Source organism: Luteimonas salinilitoris (genome assembly GCF_041300785.1).
GTDB classification, from domain to species: Bacteria; Pseudomonadota; Gammaproteobacteria; order Xanthomonadales; family Xanthomonadaceae; genus Luteimonas; species Luteimonas salinilitoris.
This window is the reverse complement of sequence record NZ_JBFWIB010000001.1, coordinates 1-24,411: the sequence shown is the minus strand read 5'-3', so window position 1 is coordinate 24,411 and position 24,411 is coordinate 1. Positions and strand designations below refer to the sequence as shown.

Below are 24,411 nucleotides of genomic sequence, written 5' to 3'. Positions count from 1 at the left end.
GGCCGCAGACCGGATCTCGGCATTCGCCGGGATGACGGCCCGTTCGGCCTGTCAGGCGTCGAACCGCTTGAGGGCGACGGCGAACGCCTCGCCCATCATGCGCAGGAACAGCGTGCCCATGCCGGGATAGAAGCGGTTCGGCTCGCGGCTGCCGACGGCCACCAGGCCGTTGCCCTCCAGCGGCAGCAGCGCGCTCGACTGCACCTCGTCGACGCGGACGCCGTACAGCAATGCCTGCTTGTCCGGATGCAGGCGGCCGCACAGCGGCTCGTCGCTCTTCAGGCAATCGGCGAACGGTTGCAGCAGGCGGTCGTCGCGGGCGACGACCTGCAGCCACTCGGCATCGTCCAGGCCCGGCACCGGCGCGAACAGCACGATCCGCACCAGGTCGCCGTTGAAGTCCTCGGCCAGCGACGCCGCCATCGCGCGCACGGTGCCGGCGGCGTCGGCCTGCCGCATCAGCGCCAGGGTGAGCTGGTGCGTGCGCACCGCGAGGCGCTCGTTCTCCTGCGACACGGCGTACAGGTCCTGCAGCCGCCGCGAAAGCTCGCGGTTCTTGTCGCGCAGCACTTCCAGTTGGTAGCTGGCCAGCGACGCGGCCGGGCCGTCCTCGCGCGGCACCACCAGGCTCAGCGCCAGGTCCGGGAACTGCTGCAGGAACTTCGGATGGCGCCGCAGCCAGGCGGCGATCTCGTGCGCGCCGATCTTCTCGATGGTCTCGCTCATGCGATCCACTCCCCTTCGTAAACGAATGTGGCCGGTCCGGCCATGGTGATCTCGCCGGCGTCGCGCTGCCAGGCCAGGCGCAGGGTGCCACCCGGCAGCACGACGTCGAGTTCGCGGTCGACACGGCCGCGCCGCATCAGCACCGCGGCGGCGGCGCAGGCGCCGCTGCCGCAGGCCAGGGTCTCGCCGACGCCGCGCTCGTACACGCGCAGGCGGACGCGGTCGCGCGCGACGACCTCGGCGAAGCCGACGTTCACCGATTCCGGAAACGCGGCGTGCCGCTGCAGCGCCGGGCCGAGGACGGCGACTGGTGAATCGTCGGCGGCATCGACCTCGACCACCGCATGCGGGTTACCCATCGACACCACGCCGAACGTCACCGCCGCGCCGTCGACGTCGAGGGTGTAGGCGTCCTGCGCCGGGTCGAAGCCGGCGAGCGGCACCGATGCCGCGGCGAAGTCGGGCACGCCCATGGCGATGCGCAGATCGCCGCCGTCGAGACATTCGACCGCGTGGGTGCCGGCCGGGCTGTCGAGCATGAAACGCGGGCCCTGCGCGGCGCCGTCGCGCAGCAGCCAGGCGGCGATGCAGCGCGCGCCGTTGCCGCACTGGCGTGCGACGGAGCCGTCGGCGTTGAAGATCCGATAACCGGCCACCGAGTCGGCCCTGCGCGCCGGCTCCACCGCCAGGATCTGGTCGCAGCCGACGCCGGTATGGCGGTCGGCGAGCGCCCGGCACAGCGCCGGCGTGGGCGGCGGTGCGCCGTCGCGCAGGTCCAGCACCACGAAATCGTTGCCGGCGCCGTGCATCTTGCTGAAACGCAGGCCCGCACCCGGCCGCGGCGTGCCGTCGCCCATGGTCTCAGCCGCCGCCACCGTCGGTGTCGTCGCCGCTGTCGTCTTCTTCGATGTCGTCGATGTCGGGCGGCGGCAGCATGTCCACGCTGGGCGCGGTGCCGTCGTCGCCGGCGTCGTCCACGGGAGGCGGCGCGTCGCTGTCGTCGTCGTCTTCGTCGCCGGGTACGGCTTCGATTCCGATGTCGTCCGGCGGCGGGCGCACCAGGTCGCCCTTGTTGCCGCAGGCGGCGAGCGGCAGCAACAACAGCAGGAGGACGGCGATGGCAAGGCGACGTGCGTTCATGCCCGCAGTGTAGCCGCAGCGGTCGCGGGGAGAAACGCTTGCGCCGGTCCGTTCATCCGGCATCCGGGGGTTCCGGCCGCAACCACAGCCAGGCCGCGACGATCGCCATGCAGGCGACCGGCAGCGCCGTCATCCACCAGCGATGCGCCGGGAACAGCGGCATGACCAGCAGCAGGATCGCCGCGCAGGCCGCCATCGCGGCGGTCGCCATCCATTTCGCGCGGCGGCTGACCGCGCCGTGCGCCCGCCAGTCGCGGATCGCCGGCCCGAACCGCGGGTGCGTCAGCAGCCAGCGGTGCAGGCGCTCGGAGCCGCGGGCCGCGGCCCAGGCGGCGATCAGGACGAACACCGTGGTCGGCAGGCCGGGCACGAACACGCCGATCAGGCCGAGGCCGAGACTGGCATAGGCCAGCAGCCACCAGGCCCAGCGGAAGCGCGCGCGTGCGGTCATGGACAAATGATAGTGCCGATCGTGCGATCGCCGATCCGCCGACCGGTGGCCCGATCCCGCAAACGCGCCGAGCACAGGTGCTTCGGGCATCGTACGGGCGTTCGGTCGTGCGCGGGCCACTCGCCCGCAAGCAGCATGCCCTCGCCCCGCGAGCGAGAGAAGGGGTGGTCAATGCTTGCGACAAAACCGCTCTAGCGCCGCTTTGCACGCGGAAGGGACGGCGACAGCGCGAACACCAGCGTCATCAGCGTATCGCGTCCCGGACTACGCGGCTGGCTGGTCAGTTCGCACAGCCGTTCCAGCAGTGCATTGACCTCTTCGATCTCGGCGGCGCTGAGCCAACCCTTGTTGCGCGAGGCCCAAAGCTGTCTGCGTTTGCCCTCCACTGCCACCTCCGGCAGAGCGAGCGCTTGCTCGAAGTCCTTGCCCGCGACCTGCAGCAGCCCGCGAACATAGGCCGACAGCGCCTCGGTGTTGCCTTGACCGCCGGTGCGATAGGCCAGTCGCAACGGCCCGGAGCCGCGGCCGGCGAGCCGGTAGGCCAGCCCGGCGCCTGGCTCAGCCTGGATTTCCTCCACCAGCCCGGCCTTTCGAAGCAGACGCAGGTGGTAATAGAGACCGTCCGCATGATGCCCCAGCGTCTGCGCCAGGTCGGCGACGCTGGCCTCGCCGCCGAGGGCGTACAGCGTGTCGACCAGTTCCTGCCGCATGGGCGAGGCCAGTGATCGGATGGCGGCCGGATCGCTCAGCGTCCTGCGATTGAATGTCATGCGGCAGTGGCCCATATGTTGAAAATTAATGGTATTATTTCAACAATAACGAGCGCGGGCAAGCGCCGCCCTCCTTCCTGTCGAGGCACACCATGCAATTCATGCGATTCCAGAGCGCATCGCGTCGTTCGTCCTTCTGGCTCCTGGTCGCGCTGTGGACCGGCACGCCTTCGCCGGTCCATTCGCAGCAGATCTTCTCTCCCGAGCAACTGCGGGCAGACCTCGATGTGATACGGAACACCATCGACCGCGCGCATCCCGACCCGGCCCATTCCGCGGACGAAGCGGCCCTCACGCACGCGTTCGCCCGCATCCGGCGGTGCCTGGATGACGACATGACCCGTGATCAGGCCTGGGCGCAGTTGGCCATCCTGAACCCGGTCTTGGCCGATGGCCATCTGCTCGTCGGCTATCCGGATTGGCGCGAGGACAGCCTCGCACACCTCGCCGGGAAGGGATTCTTCCCTTTCGAGGTGCATGTGGATCCTGCCGATGGACAGCCCTTCATCCGCTCGAAGCTCGGCGGCGGAGCCACCGACCTGGCCGGTGCCCGCATCGAGCGGATCGACGGCCGGGACGCCCGTCGTGTCACACGGGCCCTGCTGGCGCGAGTGCATGGCGATACGCCGGCCTTTCGCGCCGAACTGCTCTCGCGTCGATGGTGGTTCTTCTACTGGAAGCGCTATGGAGACGAAGCGACCTATGATCTGGAGTTGACGCAGCCGGAGGCCTCGCGCATCGTCGTTCCGGCCAGCCGCGAAACACCCGCCCTGCTCGCGAACGAGGCCAGCTTCGACCGGCAGTTCCGCTTCGAACTGCTGCCCGGCAATACGGCGCTGCTGACGATCGGCGGCTTTGGCTGGCATGACGAGGCGCGGTACTACGATTTCACCCGCTCGGCGTTCCGGCGGATGCGCGATGCGGGCGTGCGAACGCTCATCATCGACCTCCGCGCCAACGGCGGCGGCGACGACACCTTCTGGAGACAGGGCCTCCTGCCCTACATCGCCACCAAACCCTATACCTGGGGCTCGCGCTACCGCAAGAGAGTGGTCGAGAAGTATCGCGACGAGGGCGAACGTGTCGGCGACGTGGTGCACGGAACGATCACTACCTGGATCCTGCCGGAACCCGACAACCCGTTGCACTTCGCCGGCGACACCTATGTGCTCGTGGGTGCCTCCACCTACTCGTCCGCCATCCTCTTCGTCAACGTGATGCAGGACTTCGGGTTCGGGGCAATCGCCGGCACTGGCGGCAGCGCCAGGAGTACCCAGAGCGGCGGCGTCGAGCGGTTCACGCTCCCGAATACGGGCCTGGCCGTGTGGGTGCCGCGATTCGTGCTGGCACGGCCTTCTGGCGCATTGGAACCGATGATGCTCCAGCCCGACATTCCGCTACGCGAGAATCCTCTGCAGCCTCGCGCCGCCGTCGAGACTCTGCTGTCGAAACTCCGGCTGGAAGACGACGCTCGGCGCCGGAAGACCGGCGAGCCCGAGCCCGATGCCGACGCAAGCCGGTAGCCACCGCCAGGTCCGGCAGAACCCAGTGGGGGCGGGGATCGCGGCTGCGACCCCCGCCGATCACCCGCATCAGCGCACGCCGATCCGGTCGATGAGGAAGGCGTACATCTCCGACAGCTCACGGTAGCGGCGGAAGCGGCCGGACTTGCCGCCGTGGCCGGCGTCCATGTTGGTGCGGAACACCACGGTGCCCTCGCCGGTATTGAGGTCGCGCAGGCGGGCGACGTACTTGGCCGGCTCCCAGTACTGCACCTGCGAGTCCCACAGCCCGGTGCCGACGAACATCGCCGGATAGGCCTGCGCCTCGAGGTTGTCGTACGGCGAGTACGAGAGCATGTAGTCGTAGTAGTCCTTCTGCTCCGGGTTGCCCCACTCGTCGTACTCGTTGGTGGTCAGCGGGATGCTCGGGTCGAGCATGGTGGTGACCACGTCGACGAACGGCACCTGCGACAGGATGACGCGGTACTTGTCAGGCGCCATGTTGGCCACCGCGCCCATCAGCAGGCCGCCGGCGCTGCCGCCGTAGGCGGCGACGCGGTCCTTCGCTGCGTAGCCTTCCTTCACCAGGTAGTCGGTGACGTCGACGAAATCGGTGAAGGTGTTGATCTTGTTGAACAGCTTGCCGTCGTCGTACCACTTGCGGCCCATCTCCTGGCCGCCACGGATGTGGGCGATGGCGTACACCATGCCGCGGTCGAGCAGGCTGACCACGGTCTGGTTGAAGCCCGGGTCCATCGAGGCGCCGTAGCTGCCGTAGGCATACTGCAGCAGCGCCGCCTGGCCGTTCTTCTCGAAGCCCTTGCGGTAGACCAGCGACACCGGGATCTTCGTGCCGTCCCGGGCCTCGGCCCACAGGCGCTCGGTGACGTACCGCGCCGGGTCGTAGCCGATCACCGGTTGCTGCTTGAGCCGGCGACGCTCGCCGGTGGCCACGTTGACCTCGTAGGTGGTCGACGGGGTGGTCATCGAGGTGTAGCCGTAGCGCAGCCATTCGGTGTCGGGCTCGGCATTGACCGACAGGCCCATCGAGTACGCGGGCTCGTCGGCCTTCACGTACTCCTCGCTGCCGTCGGCCTTGATCACCCGCACCCGCTCCAGCGCCTGGGAACGTTCCTCGATGGCGGTGAAGCCGTCGAACAGCTCGAAGCCCTCGATGAAGACGTCGTCGCTGTGCGGCAGCCATTCCTGCCACTGCTCGCGCGAGCGCGCGTCGGTCGGCGCGGTCATGACCTTGAAGTTGGGCGCGTCCTGGTTGGTGCGGATCACCCAGCGGCCGCGGTGATGGTCGGCGCTGTACTCGATGTCGCGCTGGCGCGGCGCGAACACCGCGAACTCGCGCGGATCGGCGGCCGCCGCGCAGCGCATCTCCGAGGACACGGTGCTCTCGACCTGGATGCAGATGAAGGCGTCGTCGCGGGTGCGGTCGATCCCCATGTAGAAGCTGTCGTCGGGCTCCTCGTAGACCAGCACGTCGTCCGCAACCGGGGTGCCGAGCACGTGCTTCTTCACCCGCTTGGTGAGCAGGGTCTCGGGGTCGTTCTCGATGTAGAACAGGGTCCGGTTGTCGTCGGCCCAGACCAGGTTGGCGGACACGCCGGGGATGGCGTCCTCCAGCACCTCGCCGGTCTCCAGGTCCTTGAAGCGCACCGTGTACTGGCGACGGCCGCTGGTGTCGTCGGCGTAGGCCAGCATGCGGCTGTCCTGGCTGACCTCCCAGTCGCCGACGTTGTAGTAGTCCTTGCCCTCGGCCAGCTCGTTCACCTCGAGCAGGACTTCCTCGCCGGCGGTATCGCCTGCATCGTTCGCGCGCTGGATCGTCGCGGCGTCGAGCCCGTCGGCGTCGCGACGACGGGCATGGACCGGATAGTCGCGACCGGTCTCGAAACGGGTGTAGTACCACCAGCCGCGCTCGCGGTACGGCACCGAGCTGTCGTCCTGCTTGATGCGGCCGACGATCTCCTCGTACAGCGCGTCGCGCAGCGGCTCCAGCGGCGCCATCACCGCATCGACGTAGGCGTTCTCGGCCTGCAGGTACTCGATGACGGCCTTGTCCTGGCGGGTGTCGTCGCGCAGCCAGTAGTACTCGTCGTTGCGCACGGCGCCATGCGGCGCCTTGACCTCGTAGGGTTTTTGCGCGGCGTCGGGCGGAGCGGGCATGTCATCGTTGGCGAGAGCGGTCGTGGTCATCAGCAGCAGCGCGGGAAGGAGGAAGGGGAACGTGTTCATGGATGGGGTCCGGAAGTGCATGTTGCAACGGATCGGGACATCCGCGCCCGCCGGCACGCGCCGGAGAGCGCGACACGGGTCAGTCCTGCAGTTGCTGCCACAGGAAGGTGAAGTACAGCGCGTCCATGTGCGCGGCCTGCCTGTTGCTGGCCGAGCCGCCGTGGCCGCCCTCGATGTTCTCGTAGTAGCGCACGTCCTTTCCGGCCTCGGACATCCTGGCCATCATCTTGCGCGCGTGGCCGGGATGGACGCGGTCGTCGCGGGTCGAGGTGAGCAGCAGGGTCGGCGGATAGTCGCGATCGGCATCGAACAGGTGGTACGGCGAGAACGTGCGGATGAATTCCCATTCCTCCGGAAGGTCCGGGTTGCCGTACTCGGCCATCCACGAGGCGCCGGCCAGCAGCTTGTGGTAGCGCCGCATGTCCAGCAGCGGCACCTGGATCACCACCGCGCCGAACAGCTCCGGGTACTGGGTGAGCATGTTGCCTGTGAGCAGGCCGCCGTTGCTGCCGCCGCGGATGCCCAGGTGCGCGGGCGAGGTGATGCCGCGGTCGATCAGGTCGCGCGCCACCGCGGCGAAGTCCTCGTAGGCCTTGTGGCGGTTGGCCTTGAGCGCGGCCTGGTGCCAGCGCGGACCGTATTCGCCGCCGCCGCGGATGTTGGCGACCGCGTAGGTGCCGCCCCGGCCGTTATGGGTACGCTCGAGCCAGCCCTTGCCGATGCCGCCGGAGTAGCCGGGCGTGAGCGAGATCTCGAAGCCGCCGTAGCCGTACAGCAGGGTCGGGTTGCGGCCGTCGTACTCGAGATCCTTCGGATGCACCAGGAAATACGGCACGCGGGTGCCGTCCTTGGACGTGGCGAAGTGCTGCTCGATGACGTGGGTCGACGCATCGAAGAACGCCGGCATCGCCTTGAGCTGCTCCGGCTGTTCGCCGATCTCGGCCAGCGACAGGGTGCTCGGGGTGAGGTAGTCGGTGACGGTGAGCCACGCCGCGTCGGACTCGACGTCGTCGACCGCCCTGACCGCCACGGTGCCGATCTCCGGCGCGCCCGTGAACGCGTTGCGGTCCCAGCCGTCGGCGCCCGGCGTCAGCACGGAGAGCCGGTTCTTGACGTCGTCGAGCACGTTGAGCACGGCATGGTGGCGGGTCCAGGTGACGCCGGCCAGCGACGTGGTCTCGGTGGGTTCGAACAGCACCTCGAACGCGCGCCCGCCGGCCATGAAGTCGTCGAGCCTGGTCGCCAGCAGCGAACCGGCCGGGTATTCACGCCCACCCACCGTCCAGGGCTCGCGCAGCTCGAGCGTGAGCCATTCGCGATGCAGGCCCTTGTTGGCGGAGTTGGGCGCGTCGATCTTCGCCAGCGCGCCGTCGGCACCGCGCAGGTACAGCTCGTCGTTGTAGAAGGCGATGGTACGGCTGACCAGGTCGCGCTCGAAGCCGGGGGTGAGATCGCGGAAGGCGGCGATGTACATGTCCTCCGGCTCGCCCTCGTACACCAGCTCGGCCTGCGCCAGCGGCGTACCGCGGCGCCAGCGCTTGGCGATGCGCGGGTAGCCGGATCCGGTGAGGCTGCCTTCGCCGAAGTCGGTGTAGACGTACACCGTGTCGCGGTCGATCCACTGCAGCCCGCCCTTGGCCTCGGGGCGGAAGAAGCCGTCCTCGACCCAGTCCTTCGCCGCCAGGTCGAACTCGCGGGTGACGTCGGCGTCGGCGCCGCCGCGCGAGAGCGCGATCAGGCAGCGCGTGTAGTCCGGGCGCAGGCAGTCGGCGCCGTGCCAGACCCAGTTCTCGTCCTCGGCGACGTTGAGCGCATCCAGGTCGAGCAGCACTTCCCACTGCGGCTTCGGCTTGCGGTACTCCTCCAGCGTGGTGCGGCGCCAGATGCCGCGCTCGTGGTCCTTGTCCTTCCAGAAGTTGTAGTAGTACTCCCCCCGCTTCTCGACCTCGGGGATGCGCTCGTCGGAGTCGTAGATCGCCAGCAGCTCGGCCTCGAGCGCCTTGAAGGCGGGGGTGTCCGCCAGCTCGGCTTCCGCCCTGGCGTTCTGCTCGCGCACCCAGGCCAGCGCCTTGTCGCCTTCGACCTCCTCGAGCCATTGGTGGGGATCGGACATCTCGGCCTCCGTGGCCTGGGCGGCGGCGGCACCGGTGGCCAGGCCGAGGGCGATGCCGGCGGCAAGGCAGAAAGGCGGCAGTTTCGGCATGCGGGCTCCGGAACGGTTTCGGGTGAAACCGCGAACGCTAGCACAGCTACGGCGTCCGACCACGGGCCCAATGCTGTTCCCGGTCAGCCCACTCCACATCGGCGTCATCCTCGTCGGCATCATTCCCGCGACGGCGTGGAGCGAGTGAATACTCCACCGCCTGAAGGCGGTGGCTTCGCTTTCTGCTGAAGCTGTCGCCTGAAGGCGAGGGCTTCAACCCTCCGAAAGCGGGACAGTGATCAGGCAGCGGTTCCGTGTGGCTCAGGCGGCGCGCGGCAGCCGCGGACGAGGCGTTGCGGCGCGGCGGCGGGCCTGCGGGCCCGAAGGCCGCCACCGCCGCAGCCCCGGCGACGAGGAGGAAGCCGGGCTGCGGCGGCGCGACAGGGTCGCCAGGTAGCGGGCGGCCAACGCCGCCAGGCTGGCCAGCGGCATGCCGAGCAGCCACAGCGGCGCCGCGCCCAGCGCGAAGGCGCCGGCGCGCAGCGGCGGCAGCGACAGCAGTGCGAGCGCGCCGAGGAACAGTGCGCCGCCGAGGACGGCGGCCAGCAGGGCCAGGGTGGACGGGGACGACGGCATCGTTGCGGTATGCATGGCTGCGCTCCTGGAATCGATGCGCGCAGCCTGCTGGTACCTGGTCGCAATGGCTGCGACTTGCGCCGCCTGGGCGGAACGGTCGCGACCCCGCACGGCCTGTCCGACGACGACGGCCCCGGCACGGCGACGCCAGTCACGACTGCCGTCGCCTCACATGGCTTGCGGACGTGCCGCTCACGGTCGTGGCGATCGAGCACCCGAGGACCGGACGACCGCTCAGTACCCCGCGGCGTCGAGCGCGCGGGTGGCCTCGTGGCGGCCGATGGCGATCAGTTCCTTGGCGCGCCAGAACTCGTAGAACTGGCAGACGTCGCGCGGGATGCGGATCACCAGTTCCGGCGGGTCCAGCGCCAGCTGCACGCGCGAGATCTGCGCCTGCATGGTGTCGAGCGCGCGCGACATGACCTCCACCAGGCCCATGTCGCGGGCGTCGCGGCCGCGGCGCCAGAAGGGGCGATGGCCGGCAGCGGCATCGACCGCGCCGGCATGGTCCTGCACCGGCGAGCCGTTCGCGGCCGGCTCCCCCGGCGGCCGCCGCGGCCAACCGTGCATGTCGACCGCGATCAGGCGATGCGCATCGGACAGGCGCGTGGCGGCGATCGGCAGCGGCGCCAGCAGGCCGCCGTCGACCAGCTCGCGGCCATGCACCTCGTGCGCGAGGAACAGGCCGGGAATCGCGAACGAGGCGCGCAGCGCCTCCCACAGCGGGCCGGTCTGCAGCCACACCTCGCGCTGGCGCTGCAGGTCCACCGCGACGGCGGTGAAGCGCACCGGCAGGTCCTCGATCAGCGGATCGCCGACCACCTCGCGCATCGCGTCCACCAGGCGGTCACCGCGCAGCATCCCGGAACGCCCGAACACCGGGTCGAGCAGGCGCAGGAAATCGCGCCGCGACATCGCCTGCAGCCGGGCGTCGAACTCGCGCAGCCTGCCCGCCGCATGGATGCCGCCGACCAGCGCGCCGCTGGAGGCGCCGGAGATCGTCACGATCTCGAGGCCGCGCTCCTCCAGCACCTCGATCACGCCGATCTGCGCCAACCCGCGCGCGCCGCCCGCACCCAGTGCTAGCGCGACCTTCTCGCGGGCGGGTGCGGGCCCGGCGCCGGGCATCAGTCGCGTTCGTAGTTGGACAGCGCCAGGGCAAGCAGCGAACGCGCCTGCTCGCGCAGCGACGGCGGCTCGACAATGGTGGCGTCGGCGCCGTAGTGCAGCACGTCCATCAGCAGTTCGCGCGCGGCGCTGTAGGGCACCTTCAGCTCGTAGCTGCCGTCCGACAGGTAGCGCCCCTGCTGCTGCGAATGCCAGTGTTCGTCCGCCACCCAGCGCGCGGCGCGGGCGTTGAACAGGATCGTCGCCCAGCCCTTGGGCTCGCCGGAGAAGATGCCGTAGCTGCCGGCCAGGTGGCGGTCCAGTTCGGCCTCGTCGATGTCGCGGGCGGCGGCATCGAGCACGCGCGCGCCGCTGATGCGGTCGACGGAAAAGCTGCGCAGGCCATCGCGGTCGTGGTCCCAGGCATCCAGGTACCAGTTGCCGCGATAATGCGTGACCCGCTGCGGCGAGACCGTGCGCCGGGTGCGCTCGTCGGTGGAGCGCGCGCGATACTCGAAGCTCAGCTGCTTGCGCTCGAGCACCGCCGAGCAGACGAAGCGGAACGCCTGCTCGTCCATCTTGCGCGAATGGTGCGGGATCACCCGGACCCGCTCGACCGGCCACTGCTTGCCGGCGGCGTGCTCGTCGAGCAGCTTCTCGATGCGCTGTTGCAGCGGCGCCAGCGCGTTCGACAACACCCCGCCGCCGCTGCGCGACAGCAGCTGCTGCGCGGCCAGCAGCGCGTGCAGCTCGTCCGAACTCAGCCACAGCCCGGGCAGTTCGAAGCGGCCGCCTTCGTCGGTGTCGTAGCGGAAGCCGGCCTCGCCGTCGCCGACGATCGGCGCCATCAGCGCATCACGCAGGAAGGCCAGGTCGCGGTAGACGGTGGCGCGCGAGCAGCCGAGCTCGTCCTGCAGCCGCGCCACCGTGACCGGATAGCGCGCGTGCTTGAGCGTGCGGTGCAGCGAGAGAATGCGTTCGTAGCGGTCCATGGGCCCGATTATGGGGGCAAGTCGGGCCGCGGGGCAGCGGCGCAGGGCCTTGCGCCACGCCGGCGGCGATGGCCGGAGCGGATAACCGGCGTTTAACCCCGGCGTATGCAGACTCGCAGCGCTTCCAGGGAAGGTCCCATGCACCAGGACACCGCCGGCGACCGCGCGCTCTGCATGATCCTGGTGGTTGCGTTGCACTTCGCCCTGGGCTGGTGGTGGTGGACCTGGGCGCCGCCGGAACCGCAGCATCAACCGGAGACGGCGCTGCGCATCCACTGGATCGAACCACCGCCTCGGCCGCCGGACGCGTCCGCGCCTGCAAAGCCGGCCCCGCGCCGTCCACCAGCCGCCGCGGCCGCCCCGTCCCGGCGCGCGATGACGGTGGTCGAACTGCCGCCCGCTCCCGGGCCCGCCGAAGGCAGAAAGCCGCCGCCATCGGCGCACGATCTGCTCGAGCAGGGGCGCCGCTGGGCCGGCACCCAGGCCGGCGGGCACGATTTCCGCCGCGACCCCCTGCGCCCGGCCGCACCCGCGGCGCAGGCGCCGGAGCGCTTCCGGATGCGCCCGCCGCCCTCCCCCGCCGCGGTGGTGGAGCACATCGGCCGGCTGGTCGGCGGGTCCGGCTACACGACCGATCCCTGCCCGCAGGTTCGTCGCAACCTGGCCGGCCTGGCGCCCGGCGGCGACAGCGCGCTGCTGCAGGAGGAACTGCGCCGGCTGCGGCAGCTGTGCCAGTGAGTTGGCCCTTGTGCGCACCGGAATCCGTATGCCAGGTATCCGGACGACCATGGAGGTCCACATGTCAGCACGCGCATCCACCGCAATCATCGCCCTGTCCACGCTCCTGCTGGGCGCATGCGGCGCGGAACCGCCGGCAGCCGGCACCGGGACCGATCCAGCCGCCGCCGCGCCCGCGACATTCGCGGAAAAGGTGGCCGGCGCGGCCGCGGCGGCCAATCCGCTGTCCGATCCACGCGCGGACGTGATGGCCGCAATAGAGCGGATGCAGGCGGCGGACAGTTATGCGGTGGACATCGAGACCGCGGCCGGCAGCCTGATGCTCGAGCACGTCGCCCCCGACCGTTTCCGCATGACCATGCCCAACGGCATCACCCAGACCATCCTCGGCGACCGCATGTACATGCAGATGCAGGGCCAGACCACGCAGGTTCCGCTGCAGGAGGGCATGCTCGAGAAATTCCGCGACCGGGGGCGAATCGCCGCCGAGCAGCAGGGCACCACCATCGAGTCGCTGGGCGCCGACAGCGTCGCCGGCAAGCCTGCACGCAAGTACCGCATGGTCCACGAGGACCCGGACAATCCCCCGGCGACCCTGTGGATCGGCAGCGACGGCTATCCGCTGCAGATGCAGGTCGCCGCGGACGCGCAGGCCACCACCACGGCCCGCTATTCGCGCTTCAACGACCCGTCGATCCGCATCGAAGCGCCGCAGTGACGCGCCATGTCGCGGCGGCCGGCCACGGCTGCCGCGGCGACGCCGGCGTGCCTGCGATCACGGAAGACGCGCGGCCGGCGAGCGCGCGCTAGGGCGCCGCGGGGACGCCCTCGAGCACGGCGATGGCGCGGAGCGCGAAGCGGCCCCTCGCCGCGCTCCGGGCGCACGGGCACAATAGCCGCCATGCCCGTGCCCGCACCGAACGAGCCGGTCCTGGATCTCTCTCCCTCGCCGGGCGACGACGTCAGGACCACCACCTGCTACATGTGCGCCTGCCGCTGTGGCATCAAGGTGTGGACGACGGACGGCAAGATCCGCTACATCCAGGGCAATCCCGCGCATCCGGTGAACCAGGGCGTGCTGTGCGCCAAGGGCGCGGCGGGGATCATGCAGCACTACTCGCCGGCACGGCTGTCGAGGCCGCTGCTGCGGGTGGGCGAGCGCGGCAGCGGCGAGTTCCGCGAGATCGAATGGGGCGAGGCGCTGCAAATCGCGACGGACTGGCTGCGGCCGATCCGCGAGCGCAATCCCGACGAGCTCGCCTTCTTCACCGGCCGCGACCAGTCGCAGGCGCTGACCGGCTGGTGGGCGCAGCAGTTCGGCACGATCAACTACGCCGCCCACGGCGGCTTCTGCTCGGTCAACATGGCGGCCGGCGGGCTGTACACGCTGGGCGGCAGCTTCTGGGAGTTCGGCGAGCCGGACTGGGCGCACACGCGGTACCTGATGCTGTGGGGCGTGGCCGAGGACCACGACTCCAACCCGCTCAAGCTCGGGCTCGGCAGGCTCAAGGAACGCGGCGCCAAGATCGTCGCGATCAACCCGGTGCGCAGCGGCTACGGCGCGATCGCCGACGAGTGGATCGGCATCCGCCCCGGTACCGACGGCCTGTTCGCGTTCGCGCTGATCCACGAACTGCTGCGCAACGACCATGTCGACCTCGATTACCTGGTGCGCTACGCCGACGCGCACTGGCTGGTGATCCGCGACCCGGGTGCGGCCGACGACGGGCTGTTCGCGCGCGACGGCGAAGGACGGCCGTTGTGCGCGGCCCGTGTCGATCGCCCCGCCGCTTCCCGGGACGAATCGCCGCCCTCCGCCAGCGGGCCTGAAGCGTGGCGGCTGGCCCTCGCCGATGCCATCGACATCTCTCCGCTCGTGGTCGGCGAGTACGCGCTTGCCGACGGCCGCACCGCGGTGCCGGTGTTCCAGCTGATCGCCGAGCGCTATCTCGATCCGCAATATTCACCCGACGCGGTGAGCGAGCGCTGCGGCATTCCTGCCGGGACCATCCGCCGCATCGCGCGCGAACTGGCGGCGGCCGCGTTCGAGCACCCGGTGCGGCTGCCGGTCGCCTGGACCGACGCCTGGGGCCGCGAGCACGACGAGATGGTCGGCCGGCCGGTGGCGATGCACGCGATGCGCGGCATCAGCGCGCACAGCAACGGGTTCCATACCTGTCGCGCACTGCACGTGCTGCAGCTGCTGCTGGGCGCGGTGGACACGCCGGGCTCGTTCCGCTTCCAGCCGCCGTACCCGAAGCCGGTGCCGCCGCCGAACCGTCCCGGCAAGACCCGCCGCGCCGACGGCAGCCTCGATGCGCCGCCGCTCGGGTTCGTGCACGCGCCCGAGGACCTGCTGGTCGACGCGCGCGGGGAACCGCGGCGCATCGACCATGCGTTCTCGTGGAGCTATCCGCTGTCGGCGCACGGCATGCTGCACACGGTGATCCGCAACGCCCATGCCGGCGATCCGTACCCGATCGACACGCTGATGCTGTTCATGGCCAACATGAGCTGGAACTCGGCCATGAACACCGGCGAGACCATGCAGTGGCTCACCGACAAGGGCGACGACGGCGAATACCGCATTCCCCACATCATCTATTCCGACGCCTACGCCAGCGAGATGGTCGCCTACGCCGACCTGGTGCTGCCCGACACGACGTACCTGGAACGCTTCGACGCGATCTCGCTGCTGGACCGGCCGATCTCCGACGCCGACGGCGCCGCCGACGCGATCCGGCACCCCGTGTTCGATCCCGCCACCCAGGCCGGCGCCGACGGCCGGCCGCGCGACGTGCGCGGCTTCCAGTCGGTGCTGCTCGACCTGGGCGCGCGGCTCGGCCTGCCGGGCATGGTCGACGCCGACGGCGCGCCGAACTACCGCGACTACGCCGACTACATCGTCCGCCACGAGCGTGCGCCCGGGGTCGGGCTGCTGGCCGGCTGGCGCGGCGACGGCGCGCAACACGGCAAGGGCGCGCCCAATCCCGGCCAGTTGCAGCGCTACATCGACAACGGCGGCTACTGGCGCGAGGAGATCCCGGAGCACGCGCGCTATTTCAAGATGGCCAACCGCGGCTATCTGCAATGGGCGCAGGGCAAGGGGTTTCTCGGCGCCGGCGACGCCATCGCGCTGCAACTGTATGCCGAACCCGTGCAGCGCTTCCGCCTGGCCGCGCAGGGCCACGGCGCGCACGTGCCGCCGCCGCAACATCGCCAGCGCGTGGCGACCTATTTCGATCCGCTGCCGCTGTGGTACGAGCCGTTCGAACACGCGCAGACCGGAGCGGAGCACACCCACCCCTTCCCCTTGCATGCCATCACCCAGCGGCCGATGTTCATGTATCACGCCTGGGGGTCGCAAAACGCCTGGCTGCGGCAGATTGCCGCCCGCAACTGGCTGTACCTGCATCCGGACACCGGGGCGAAATACGGGATCGGGGACGAAGACTGGGTCGAGGTGGTCTCGCACCACGGCAGCATCACCGTGCAGGCGAAGTTCGCCGGCAACGTGCAGCCGGACACGGTGTGGAGCTGGAACGCGATCGGCAAGCGCCGCGGCGCATGGAAACTGGCCAAGGACGCGCCGGAAGGCGAACGCGGCTTCCTGCTCAACCACCTGATTTCCGACCATACCCCGCGCGGCGACTACGCCAACGCCGACCCGGTCACCGGCCAGGCGGCCTGGTTCGACCTGCGGGTGAACCTGCGCCCGGCAACCGCCGTCGACGACTGCACGCAGCCGCAGTTCGCACCGCTGCCGGGCGCCGTCCCTGATGACCACCCGCTGCGCTATGGTGCGCCGCTACGCCGACGGAACCGCGGGGAACGCGCTCGATGACCATGGATGCCTGGCTGACCTTCGCCGTGATCGCCGGCGCGGTCTATCTGTTCGTCAGCGAGAAGCTGCCGGTGGAGGTGGTGGCGCTGCTGGTGCTGGCGAGCCTGCTGACGCTGCGGCTGGTGTCCACCGACCAGGCGCTGTCCGGTTTCAGCAGCCCGGCCACGATCACGGTAGCGGCGATGTTCGTGCTCAGCGCCGGGCTGCAGCGCGGCGGCTCGCTGCAGCGGCTCGGCGCGCTGCTGGCGCGGATCCGCTGGGGATGGCTGTTCGCGCTGGCGATGATGCTGCTGACGGCTGTGATCTCCGGCTTCATCAACAACACCGCGGCGGTGGCGGTGTTCCTGCCGCTGGTGATCGCGGCGACCGTGGCCAACCGGCAGCCGCCGTCGAAGTACCTGATCGCGCTGTCCTATGCCGGCCAGTTCGGCGGCGTGTGCACGCTGATCGGCACCTCCACCAACCTGCTGGTCGACTCGCTGGCGCGGCAGTCGGGCGAGACCGGCTTCACCCTGTTCGAGTTCGCGCCGATGGGGGTGATCTTCGTCGCCGTCGGCGTGACCTACATGATGGTGGCACGGCGGTTCCTGCTGCCCGACCTCGGCGTTCCGGAGCAGGCCGACAGCGGCCACGCCGGACGCTACGTGGTGGAACTGCTGGCGACCGAGCGCTCGTCCGCGATCGGCAAGCGCGGCAGCGAGCTGCTGCCCGACGACGCCGGCGACGTGGTCGTGCTCGAGATCTTCCGCGGCCGGCAGCCGGTGCCGTCGCCGCGCAGCGAGGAATTGCGCGCGGGCGACCGCCTGCTGCTGCGCGGCGAATGGCGCGATATCGAGCAGGCGCGCAAGAAGCTCAAGCTCGACTACGACCAGGTCGCCCGCGAGCTCGACGGCGGCACCGAGGACGAGCGCCTGCACGCCGAAGCGATGGTGGCGCCCGGCTCGCACCTGATCGGCCAGACCCTGGCGGCGGTCCGCTTCGGCCACACCTATCGCGTGCGGGTGCAGGGCCTGCACCGGCACCGGCTGGCGATCCGGCAGCCGCTCGACCGTGTGCCGCTGGCGGTCGGCGACGTGCTGCTGCTGGACGCGCCGGAAAAATCGCTGGAAGCGATGCGCTCCGATCCCGGGCTGCTGGTGCTGGGCGAGCGCGAGCAGGACCGCTCGTCGATCGGTCGCGCGCTGCTGGCGATCGCGGTGATGGCGGCGGTGGTGACCGTCGCCGGGCTCGGCTGGCTGCCGATCGTGGGCTCGGCGATCCTCGGCTGCATCGCGCTGGTGGTCCTGCAGATCCTCAAGCCGGAGGACGCATATCGCGCGATCGACTGGCGCGTGGTCATCCTGCTGGCCGGCGTGCTGCCGATGGGGATCGCGCTGCAGAACTCCGGCGCCGCCGACTGGATCGCGGAGCACGCGGTGACCGTGGTCGGCGGCTTCGGCCCGGTGGCCACGCTGATGGCGATCTACTTGCTGACCTCGGTGCTGACCGAGGCGATGAGCAACAACGCCTCGGCGGCGCTGGTGGTGCCGATCGCGATCGCCACCGCCGATGCGCTGGGCCTGGACAGCAAGCCGTTCCTGGTCGCGGTGGCGTTCGCGGCCTCGACCAGCTTTCTCACGCCGATCGGCTACCAGACCAACACCATGGTCTACACCGCGGGCGGCTACCGCTTCACCGATTTCGTCAAGGTCGGCCTGCCGCTGAACGTGATCTTCCTGGTCATGGCGGGACTGCTGATTCCGCGCTACTTCCCGTTTTGACCGCAATGTCCCGCCCGTGACCGCATTGCCGCCGCCATCGAAGAAGAAGATGGGCCTGGTAATCGACCTGGACACCTGCGTCGGCTGCCATGCCTGCGCCACCAGCTGCAAGGAGTGGAACGCCGGCGGCATCGCCGGCCCGCTGACCGACGAACAGCCGTACGGCAAGGCACCGTCGGGAGTGTGGTTCAACCGCGTGCACAGCTACGAGGTCGCGGCGAGCGGAGCTGCGGAGGCTGAACCCGCGGCTTCGGAGACCCCGCCGGCGATGACCCTGCACTTCCCGCGCAGCTGCCTGCACTGCGAGACCCCGGCGTGCGTGACCGTGTGCCCGACCGGCGCCAGCTACAAGCGCGCCGAGGACGGCATCGTGCTGGTCGACGAGGACAAGTGCATCGGCTGCAAGCTGTGCAGCTGGGCCTGCCCGTACGGCGCGCGCGAATACTCCGAGGTCGAGGGGGTGATGAAGAAGTGCACCCTGTGCGTGGACCGCATCTACAACGAGCAACTCGACGAGAGCGAGCGGGTACCGGCCTGCGTGCAGGCCTGCCCCACCCGCGCACGCCACTTCGGCGACCTCGGCGACCCGGATTCGGACGTGTCGAAGCTGGTGGCCGAGCGCCAGGGCGTGGCGCTGATGCCGGAACTCGGCTACGCCCCGGTCAACCGCTACCTGCCGCCGCGCCCGCGTCGCAGCGGCGACGATGCGGCCGCACCACGCGAACCGCCGGCCACAGCGACAACGCCGCTGCACTGGTTGAACCGCATTCTCAAGCGTTGACCGACGGGGGCAGTCCCGCGCGCGTGATCCCGCCTCGCATCGGCGCCCCGCCCCACATCGTCATCCCGCCCCACATCGTCATCCCGCCCGCATCGTCATCCCGGCGGTTTTCAACAGCCGAACGGCTGGTCAAGCCGGGATCCATCCTGACGTGCGCGGAAAGCAAATGGATCCCGGCTTCACTCGCGCTACCGCGCTCGCCCCGTGTCAAGTACGGGGCAGGCTCTTCGGCCGGCTTCGCCGTTAACTCGCTTCGCTCGTTTCGCCGGGATGACGAGCAAGAGCCATTCCCGATTCCCGATTCCGCCCGCAAGCAGCTACCGGCTTCGCTCCACGCATTCCCCTGTACGATGTCGCGCGGACTCGTCCGCCAGGGAACCGTTGATGCACCCCGCCCTCTCGGTGATCTTCTTCACCACGCTGTCCGGCGCCGGCTATGGCCTGCTGGCGTGGCTCGGCCTGTCGGTGCTGCTGTTGCATGCGCGCGCCGACGTGATGCCGATGCTGGAGGCATTGCACTGGTGGGCGCTGCTGCTGGGCCTGGTGCTGAGCACGGTCGGCCTGCTCAGCTCGCTGGCGCACCTGGGCAAGCCGCAGCGGGCCTGGCGGGCGCTGTCGCAGTGGCGCACCTCCTGGCTGTCGCGCGAAGGCGTGCTGGCGATGGCGACCGTCATCCCGGCGCTGGCATTGGCGGCGCTGCTGCTGTGGGTCGAACCCGGCCCGGAACGCGCGCTCGCGCTCGGGCTCTGCGGCCTGCTGCTGGCGGTGCTGGCGCTGGCGACGGTGGCATGCACGGCGATGATCTACGCCTCGCTGCCGCCGATTCCGGCCTGGCACCATCCTCTGGTGGTCCCGGTCTATCTGCTGTTCGCGCTGCTGACGGGGCTGGCGCTGCTGTTCTGGCTGATGGCACTGCTGCTGCCGGCGGGTACCGCCGCGACCGCGATGACGGCAACGCTCGCCGCACTCGGCGCGCTGCTGCTGGCATGCAAATGGCTGTATTGGCGTGGGATCGACCGGCAGCCGTCGCCGGCGACGCGCGGCGACGCCGTCGGCCTGCCGGGACGCACGGTCACGGTATTCGAGCGACCGCACACCGAGGCCAATTTCATCACCCGCGAGATGGCCTTCACCGTGGCGCGGCGGCACGCGCGGCGGCTGCGGTGGCTGGCGGCGGCGTTGCTGGTCGCAGCGCCCGGGCTGGCCTGGCTGCTGGCGCTGTCGGCAGGGGCACCGGCGGCGCCCCTGCTGGCCGCAACCGCCATCGCGCTGCTGGCCGGCGCATTCGTCGAACGCTGGCTGTTCTTCGCCCAGGCCCGGCACCTGGTCACGCTCTACTACTGAACGGTCGTCGGCGCACAGATGCGCGAGCGCCGAGGACGACTTGGGAACCGGAACCGATGACGGCATAATGGAACCGTTTCCACACGACCGTTCCGCGAGGATCTCCGATGCTCGCGATCCGCCCACCGTGACCGGTCTCCCGTATTCATGCAACCAGCCCCACGGACACCGGCCCCGTACAGAATGCCGCTACGCATGCCCCGTGAGGCCCCGGTCCGCCGCCGCGCCGGCGAACCGCGCCGCCGGTGTCGCCGCCTCTTCGAGGCGCGGCCGCGATCATCGCTTCACCCGCCGTCTTCGCCGCCCGAACATTGCACGTCTCATCCGTCGAATCCCGCGCGTCACGCGTCGCACCAGGAACCAGTTGAATGACCGACTCCCGCCACCTGCTGGCCCCGCTCGCCCTCGTCGTCCTCGCCCTGTCGTCGGGCCCGCTGCGCGCCCAGACGCCGCCGCCGGCGTACGGGGAAGAAGCGTCGATCTGGAACCTGACCGGCGAGCTCGGCCTGGCCATGAGCCGCGGCAACCGCCGCTCCGAGAACCTCAACAGCAAGCTGCTGTTCTCGCAGGAGGACGTGCGCAGCAAGCACCAGCTGACGCTGTCGGCGCTGCGTGCCAAGAGCGACGTCACCGGCGATTTCGACGGCGACGGCATCGCCGAGACCCGCTACACCACCAGCGCCAACCGCTACCAGGCCGGCGGCACCACCGCGATCAAGGTCAACGAGATGCACAACTGGTTCGGCGCCGCGCGCTACGAGCGCGACGACTTCTCGGTCTACGACTACCAGGGCACGTTCTCGTTCGGCTACGGGCACCACTTCCTGAAGGACGCGCGCACCAAGCTGCTGACCGAGATCGGCCCCGGCTACCGTCGTGCGCGCCACGCCGAGAGCGGCGACATCCGCAGCGACTTCATCGTCCGCGGGCTGCTCGATTTCGAGCGCCGGCTGACCGAAAACACCCGCCTGACCAATACGCTGCTGGTCGAGTCCGGCAACGACAACACCTTCGCCCAGAACGACCTCGGCGTCGCGGTGTCGATGAACGAATCGCTGGCGCTGAAGGCCGCGCTGCAGGCCCGCCACAACACCGAGGTCGACGACCAGGCCGGGATCAAGAACACCGACACCCTGACCACGATCAACCTCGTCTACACCTTTAGATAGAAGCCAGCAGGCGGTCGGCGCCGGCGGCGAGCAGGTCCCCGGCGACGCGTTCGCCGAGCCGCTCGCGCGCGTCGGCCATATCGCTGCCGCAGGCGCGCACCAGCCGCCCGTCGGCGGCGCTGCCGACCAGCCCGTGCAGGGTGACCCGCTCCCCTTCCAGCCGGGCCAGCGCCGCAACCGGCACGTGACAGCTGCCGTCGAGGGCCCGGTTCATCGCGCGCTCGGCCTCCACGCACAGGCGCGTGTCGCGATCGTCGAGCGCGGCGAGCAGGGCGGCGATGCCGGCATCGTCGTCCCGGCATTCGACCGCGATCGCGCCCTGTGCCGGTGCCGGCAGCCAGTCCGGCGCGTCCAGCCGCATGCGGATGCGCCGCTCCAGGCCGAGCCGCTGCAGCCCGGCGCAGGCGAGCACGATGGCGTCGTAGTCGCCGGCGTCGAGTTTGGCCAGGCGGGTGTTGACGTTGCCGCGCACGTCCAGCGGCTGGACATCGGGGCGCAGCGCGCGCAACTGCGCCTGCCGCCGCAGCGACGAAGTGCCCACCCGCGCGCCCGGCGGCAGCGCCATCGGCGTGGCATGGGCGGCGCTGACGAAGGCGTCGGCGGAATCGGCACGCACCAGGATCGCGGGCAACGCGAAACCCGGCTCCAGCGCCATCGGCACGTCCTTGAGCGAGTGCACCGCGCAATCGGCCTCGCCGCGCTGCATGGCCGATTCCAGCTCCTTGAGGAACAGGCCCTTGCCGCCGATCGCCGCCAGCGACCGATCCAGCACCTCGTCGCCGCGCGTGCTCATCGGAACCAGCACGACCTCGAGGCCGGGATGCGCCTCGCGCAGGCGCGCGGCGACGTGCTCGCTCTGCCACAGGGCGAGCGGGCTCTTGCGGGTGGCGATGTGGAGGGTCTTCATCGGCCCATTATCGCCGGTCGCGGCGTGACGCTGGGATTGCGGACTTGCATGCTTCGCTCGCCGACCTGTGGTCGCCGGGCCGGAAGGCCGACTGCTGGCACTCGTCATCGCTGCCGGCACCGCGGCATGCATGGCGCCGGCACGCCCGGTCGCGGACCCGAGGGTCGCGGAACGCCCGCTCACAGCCGCTGGATCACCTCGCGCACCTGCGCCACGCAGCGGCGGCTGACTTCCAGCGGCTGCTGCACGTGGCGCAGCATCGCGTGCACGTGGCCGTCGTGGTCGCGGCGGATCTCCACCAGTTCGTGCCGCGCGACCAGGCAGTTGCGGTGGATGCGCATGAAGCGCTCGCCGAACTCCTGCTCGAGCGATTTCAGCGATTCCTCGATCAGGTCCTCGCCGCGCGCGTGGTGCACCACCACGTACTTTTCCTCGGCCTGCAGGTAATACACCTCCTCGACCGGGATCAGCCGCAGGCTGCCGCGCAGGCGCGCGCACAGATGGGTGCGGCTCTTGTTCAGGCTGCTGCCGTTGCCGTCGTGATCGCGGCCGATGGTGAAGGTGCGCGCACGCTCGAGCGCCGCATGCAGCCGCTCCGGCCGCACCGGCTTGACCAGGTAGTCGACGGCGGCGGCCTCGAACGCCGACAGCGCGTGCGCGTCGTACGCGGTGCAGAACACCACCGCCGGGCGCGGTTCGAACGCGGCGAGGTGGCGCGCGGCCTCCAGGCCGTCGATGCCGGGCATGGCGATGTCGAGCAGGATCAAGTCGGCGTCGTGCTCGGCGCAGGCATGCAGGGCGGCGTGGCCGTCGCCGACCTCGGCCACCAGCTCCACGCCCGGCTGCTGCGCCAGCAGCGTGCGCAGCCGCTCCCGGGCCAGCGGCTCGTCGTCGGCGATCACGACCTTCACGTCAGGCGCCCTCCCGCGCTTCGCGTCTTCAGTCGAGCGGCAGCTCGATCTCGCAGGCATAGTAGCCGTCGCGCCAGCCGCAGGCCATCCGCGCGCGCGCGCCGAAGGCATAGCTGAGGCGATGGGCGATGCTGCGCTGGGCGTGGCCGGCGCCCTGCTGCGGCACCTGCGCCTGCGCCGACGGCGGCAGCGACGGGTTGCGCACCCGCAGGTACAGGGTGTCCGGGGTCGCCACGAGTTCGATCGCGATGCAGCCGCCCCGCGGCAGCCGTGAGATGCCGTGCAGCACGGCGTTCTCCAGCAGCGGCTGCAGCACCAGCCGCGGCATCGGCAGCGTCCACGGCAACGGCTCGGTCCTGCGCCACTGCACCTGCAGGCGCTCGCCCACGCGCAGCTGCTCGATGGCGAGGTACTGCTCGGCCAGCCGCACTTCCTCGGCCAGCGACGAATCGCCCTCGCCGGCGCCGAGCGCGGCGCGGAACAGGTCGGACAGGTCGAGCACCGCGCGCTCGGCCACGGCCGGGTCGCGCCGCAGCAGGCCGGCGATCATGTTCATGCTGTTGAACAGGAAATGCGGGCGGATCCGCGCCTGCAGCGCATCGGCCTCGGCGCGGGCGCTGGCGTTGACCTGCGCCCGCCAGCCGTCGATCACGTAGAAGTAGCGCAGCGCGAGCGCGGTGATCAGCGCCACCACCGCGCACGAGCCGCCGATGAAGCGCCAGAATCCGGGCCACGCCTCGGCCTCGCCGACGCTGGCGAACAGGGCATGCACCACCGCCGCCGCGACCGCCGCCACCAGGGTCGACAGCGCCACCGCCGCCAGCGCGCCGAGCCGCCGCGGCAGCGCCGACAACGTGCGCCGCGACACGCACAGCAGCACCGAGACCGCCAGCGCCAACCACAGCGCATAGCCGCTGACCGACAGCAGCCGCGCCAGGTCCCAGCCCGGCGAGCCGTCCGGCACCAGCGCCACCACCACGACCACCAGCTGCGCCAGGCCGAGCATCGCCGCCAGCCGCGGCAGCCGGCACAGATCCGGCAGCCACGATTCGCGGTTGCGCGGATCGCTCACCCTAGGGCCTGTTAGCACTTATGGAGCATGCCGCGCCGGGCCTGCGGGCGTGCGGGGCAAGGAAGAGCGAGGGCGCGTATGTCGATACGCAACCGAGTGATGACGCCGCCCTGCGCGTCCGCAGGCCCGGCCCTTCGGGTTGCTTCCCAATGGCCGCCATGCGGCGCCGGG

Annotated in this window: 21 protein-coding genes; 8 read left to right on the top strand and 13 right to left on the bottom strand. The window is 70.4% G+C overall.

What is annotated here, in order from left to right:
- Positions 1 to 51 precede the first annotated feature (51 nt).
- The 5 genes from AB5T46_RS00105 to AB5T46_RS00085 form a co-directional block, all read right to left on the bottom strand.
- Positions 52 to 726: a DUF484 family protein gene (locus AB5T46_RS00105; RefSeq protein WP_370561709.1), complete on the bottom strand. Its 675-nt coding sequence runs from the start codon at positions 724 to 726 to the stop codon at positions 52 to 54.
- Positions 723 to 1,583, bottom strand: a complete 861-nt coding sequence (gene dapF / locus AB5T46_RS00100; protein WP_370562413.1) for a diaminopimelate epimerase — start codon at positions 1,581 to 1,583, stop codon at positions 723 to 725. The genes AB5T46_RS00105 and dapF overlap by 4 nt, the downstream gene beginning before the upstream one ends.
- A gap of 4 nt (positions 1,584 to 1,587) precedes the next feature.
- Positions 1,588 to 1,866, bottom strand: a complete 279-nt coding sequence (gene lptM, locus AB5T46_RS00095; RefSeq protein WP_370561708.1) for an LPS translocon maturation chaperone LptM — start codon at positions 1,864 to 1,866, stop codon at positions 1,588 to 1,590.
- Positions 1,867 to 1,918: 52 nt separating this feature from the next.
- Positions 1,919 to 2,317, bottom strand: coding sequence for a YbaN family protein (locus AB5T46_RS00090; RefSeq protein ID WP_370561707.1), 399 nt, complete (start codon positions 2,315 to 2,317; stop codon positions 1,919 to 1,921).
- Between the two features lie 191 nt (positions 2,318 to 2,508).
- Positions 2,509 to 3,027: a helix-turn-helix domain-containing protein gene (locus AB5T46_RS00085; RefSeq protein WP_370561706.1), complete on the bottom strand. Its 519-nt coding sequence runs from the start codon at positions 3,025 to 3,027 to the stop codon at positions 2,509 to 2,511.
- Positions 3,028 to 3,179: 152 nt separating this feature from the next.
- Here AB5T46_RS00085 and AB5T46_RS00080 point away from each other — a divergent pair, with 152 nt between their 5' ends.
- On the top strand, positions 3,180 to 4,610 hold the full coding sequence (locus AB5T46_RS00080) for a S41 family peptidase (RefSeq protein ID WP_370561705.1): 1,431 nt from the start codon (positions 3,180 to 3,182) through the stop codon (positions 4,608 to 4,610).
- 69 nt (positions 4,611 to 4,679) lie between these two features.
- Here AB5T46_RS00080 and AB5T46_RS00075 read toward each other — a convergent pair whose 3' ends face one another.
- The 5 genes from AB5T46_RS00075 to AB5T46_RS00055 form a co-directional block, all read right to left on the bottom strand.
- Entirely contained in the window at positions 4,680 to 6,797 is a 2,118-nt protein-coding gene (locus AB5T46_RS00075; protein WP_370562412.1) for a S9 family peptidase, read from the bottom strand.
- Between the two features lie 118 nt (positions 6,798 to 6,915).
- Positions 6,916 to 9,039, bottom strand: coding sequence for a prolyl oligopeptidase family serine peptidase (locus AB5T46_RS00070; RefSeq protein ID WP_370561704.1), 2,124 nt, complete (start codon positions 9,037 to 9,039; stop codon positions 6,916 to 6,918).
- Positions 9,040 to 9,300: 261 nt separating this feature from the next.
- On the bottom strand, positions 9,301 to 9,630 hold the full coding sequence (locus AB5T46_RS00065; protein WP_370561703.1) for a hypothetical protein: 330 nt from the start codon (positions 9,628 to 9,630) through the stop codon (positions 9,301 to 9,303).
- Positions 9,631 to 9,849: 219 nt separating this feature from the next.
- Entirely contained in the window at positions 9,850 to 10,743 is an 894-nt protein-coding gene (locus tag AB5T46_RS00060) for a patatin-like phospholipase family protein (RefSeq protein WP_370561702.1), read from the bottom strand.
- Positions 10,743 to 11,714 carry a helix-turn-helix transcriptional regulator gene (locus AB5T46_RS00055; protein WP_370561701.1) on the bottom strand — a complete coding sequence of 324 codons (972 nt, stop codon included), beginning with the start codon at positions 11,712 to 11,714 and terminating at the stop codon, positions 10,743 to 10,745. Before AB5T46_RS00055 ends, AB5T46_RS00060 begins: the two co-directional genes overlap by 1 nt.
- 138 nt (positions 11,715 to 11,852) lie before the next feature.
- On the opposite strand from AB5T46_RS00055, the gene AB5T46_RS00050 reads away from it, so the two are divergent.
- The 7 genes from AB5T46_RS00050 (at position 11,853) to AB5T46_RS00020 (ending at position 21,350) form a co-directional block, all read left to right on the top strand.
- Positions 11,853 to 12,452, top strand: coding sequence for a hypothetical protein (locus tag AB5T46_RS00050; RefSeq protein WP_370561700.1), 600 nt, complete (start codon positions 11,853 to 11,855; stop codon positions 12,450 to 12,452).
- A gap of 61 nt (positions 12,453 to 12,513) precedes the next feature.
- Positions 12,514 to 13,170: a LolA-like protein gene (locus AB5T46_RS00045; RefSeq protein ID WP_370561699.1), complete on the top strand. Its 657-nt coding sequence runs from the start codon at positions 12,514 to 12,516 to the stop codon at positions 13,168 to 13,170.
- A gap of 183 nt (positions 13,171 to 13,353) precedes the next feature.
- Positions 13,354 to 16,296 (top strand): molybdopterin oxidoreductase family protein, encoded by a 2,943-nt coding sequence (locus AB5T46_RS00040; protein ID WP_370561698.1) that lies wholly within the window; start codon positions 13,354 to 13,356, stop codon positions 16,294 to 16,296.
- Positions 16,293 to 18,056, top strand: a complete 1,764-nt coding sequence (locus tag AB5T46_RS00035; RefSeq protein ID WP_370561697.1) for an SLC13 family permease — start codon at positions 16,293 to 16,295, stop codon at positions 18,054 to 18,056. Before AB5T46_RS00040 ends, AB5T46_RS00035 begins: the two co-directional genes overlap by 4 nt.
- Positions 18,057 to 18,072: 16 nt before the next feature.
- Positions 18,073 to 18,837, top strand: a complete 765-nt coding sequence (locus AB5T46_RS00030; RefSeq protein WP_370561696.1) for a 4Fe-4S dicluster domain-containing protein — start codon at positions 18,073 to 18,075, stop codon at positions 18,835 to 18,837.
- A gap of 384 nt (positions 18,838 to 19,221) precedes the next feature.
- Entirely contained in the window at positions 19,222 to 20,181 is a 960-nt protein-coding gene (locus tag AB5T46_RS00025) for a dimethyl sulfoxide reductase anchor subunit family protein (protein ID WP_370561694.1), read from the top strand.
- Between the two features lie 368 nt (positions 20,182 to 20,549).
- Positions 20,550 to 21,350 (top strand): DUF481 domain-containing protein, encoded by an 801-nt coding sequence (locus AB5T46_RS00020; RefSeq protein WP_370561693.1) that lies wholly within the window; start codon positions 20,550 to 20,552, stop codon positions 21,348 to 21,350.
- Here the strand turns inward: AB5T46_RS00020 and hemC are convergent.
- The 3 genes from hemC to AB5T46_RS00005 all read right to left on the bottom strand — a co-directional run bounded on the left by hemC (position 21,343) and on the right by AB5T46_RS00005 (position 24,174).
- Positions 21,343 to 22,257, bottom strand: a complete 915-nt coding sequence (gene hemC, locus AB5T46_RS00015) for a hydroxymethylbilane synthase (protein ID WP_370561692.1) — start codon at positions 22,255 to 22,257, stop codon at positions 21,343 to 21,345. The two genes, AB5T46_RS00020 and hemC, sit on opposite strands and share 8 nt — an antisense overlap.
- 179 nt (positions 22,258 to 22,436) lie before the next feature.
- Entirely contained in the window at positions 22,437 to 23,228 is a 792-nt protein-coding gene (locus AB5T46_RS00010; RefSeq protein ID WP_370561690.1) for a LytR/AlgR family response regulator transcription factor, read from the bottom strand.
- Positions 23,197 to 24,174: a sensor histidine kinase gene (locus tag AB5T46_RS00005; protein WP_370562411.1), complete on the bottom strand. Its 978-nt coding sequence runs from the start codon at positions 24,172 to 24,174 to the stop codon at positions 23,197 to 23,199. Before AB5T46_RS00005 ends, AB5T46_RS00010 begins: the two co-directional genes overlap by 32 nt.
- Positions 24,175 to 24,411: the final 237 nt, after the last annotated feature.

What these genes read in the sequence shown, in the direction of transcription:
- AB5T46_RS00070 (WP_370561704.1), bottom strand. Translation starts at nt 9,039, where the DNA reads ATGCCGAAACTGCCGCCTTTCTGCCTTGCCGCCGGCATCGCCCTCGGC.
- AB5T46_RS00080 (WP_370561705.1), top strand. Translation starts at nt 3,180, where the DNA reads ATGCAATTCATGCGATTCCAGAGCGCATCGCGTCGTTCGTCCTTCTGG.
- AB5T46_RS00050 (WP_370561700.1), top strand. Translation starts at nt 11,853, where the DNA reads ATGCACCAGGACACCGCCGGCGACCGCGCGCTCTGCATGATCCTGGTG.
- AB5T46_RS00060 (WP_370561702.1), bottom strand. Translation starts at nt 10,743, where the DNA reads ATGCCCGGCGCCGGGCCCGCACCCGCCCGCGAGAAGGTCGCGCTAGCA.
- AB5T46_RS00040 (WP_370561698.1), top strand. Translation starts at nt 13,354, where the DNA reads ATGCCCGTGCCCGCACCGAACGAGCCGGTCCTGGATCTCTCTCCCTCG.
- AB5T46_RS00025 (WP_370561694.1), top strand. Translation starts at nt 19,222, where the DNA reads ATGCACCCCGCCCTCTCGGTGATCTTCTTCACCACGCTGTCCGGCGCC.
- lptM (WP_370561708.1), bottom strand. Translation starts at nt 1,866, where the DNA reads ATGAACGCACGTCGCCTTGCCATCGCCGTCCTCCTGCTGTTGTTGCTG.
- AB5T46_RS00090 (WP_370561707.1), bottom strand. Translation starts at nt 2,317, where the DNA reads ATGACCGCACGCGCGCGCTTCCGCTGGGCCTGGTGGCTGCTGGCCTAT.
- AB5T46_RS00005 (WP_370562411.1), bottom strand. Translation starts at nt 24,174, where the DNA reads ATGCTCGGCCTGGCGCAGCTGGTGGTCGTGGTGGTGGCGCTGGTGCCG.
- hemC (WP_370561692.1), bottom strand. Translation starts at nt 22,257, where the DNA reads ATGAAGACCCTCCACATCGCCACCCGCAAGAGCCCGCTCGCCCTGTGG.
- AB5T46_RS00045 (WP_370561699.1), top strand. Translation starts at nt 12,514, where the DNA reads ATGTCAGCACGCGCATCCACCGCAATCATCGCCCTGTCCACGCTCCTG.
- AB5T46_RS00010 (WP_370561690.1), bottom strand. Translation starts at nt 23,228, where the DNA reads ATGCCTGCGAGATCGAGCTGCCGCTCGACTGAAGACGCGAAGCGCGGG.
- AB5T46_RS00075 (WP_370562412.1), bottom strand. Translation starts at nt 6,797, where the DNA reads ATGACCACGACCGCTCTCGCCAACGATGACATGCCCGCTCCGCCCGAC.
- AB5T46_RS00035 (WP_370561697.1), top strand. Translation starts at nt 16,293, where the DNA reads ATGACCATGGATGCCTGGCTGACCTTCGCCGTGATCGCCGGCGCGGTC.
- AB5T46_RS00065 (WP_370561703.1), bottom strand. Translation starts at nt 9,630, where the DNA reads ATGCATACCGCAACGATGCCGTCGTCCCCGTCCACCCTGGCCCTGCTG.
- AB5T46_RS00085 (WP_370561706.1), bottom strand. Translation starts at nt 3,027, where the DNA reads ATGCGGCAGGAACTGGTCGACACGCTGTACGCCCTCGGCGGCGAGGCC.
- AB5T46_RS00055 (WP_370561701.1), bottom strand. Translation starts at nt 11,714, where the DNA reads ATGGACCGCTACGAACGCATTCTCTCGCTGCACCGCACGCTCAAGCAC.
- dapF (WP_370562413.1), bottom strand. Translation starts at nt 1,583, where the DNA reads ATGGGCGACGGCACGCCGCGGCCGGGTGCGGGCCTGCGTTTCAGCAAG.
- AB5T46_RS00105 (WP_370561709.1), bottom strand. Translation starts at nt 726, where the DNA reads ATGAGCGAGACCATCGAGAAGATCGGCGCGCACGAGATCGCCGCCTGG.
- AB5T46_RS00020 (WP_370561693.1), top strand. Translation starts at nt 20,550, where the DNA reads ATGACCGACTCCCGCCACCTGCTGGCCCCGCTCGCCCTCGTCGTCCTC.